Here is a 223-nt window from a genome sequence, read left to right as displayed (position 1 = left end):
CGACATGCTGGCTGACGTGGATGAGCCGACGCTGCCGTTTGGCCTGACCGAGGTGCATCGTGATGGCTCGCAGGTCACACAATCGCACCGGATGTTATCGCCGGCGTTAAATGATCGCCTTCGTCAGCAGGCGAAACGTCTGGGCGTCAGTGTGGCAACATTGTGCCATCTGGCCTGGGCGCAGGTGTTGTCGCAGACCAGCGGTCAGGAAAAAGTGGTGTTC

At 59.6% G+C, this 223-nt stretch carries 1 protein-coding gene; it reads left to right on the top strand.

Annotated elements, in window-relative coordinates:
• Positions 1 to 223, top strand: a 223-nt coding sequence (locus ABR397_RS24625) for a hypothetical protein (RefSeq protein WP_350307962.1), incomplete at both ends; no start/stop codon positions are given.

This window comes from Photorhabdus viridis, assembly GCF_040256935.1.
In the GTDB taxonomy this organism is placed as follows: Bacteria; Pseudomonadota; Gammaproteobacteria; order Enterobacterales; family Enterobacteriaceae; genus Photorhabdus; species Photorhabdus viridis.
This window is presented reverse-complemented; position numbering and strand designations above follow the sequence as displayed.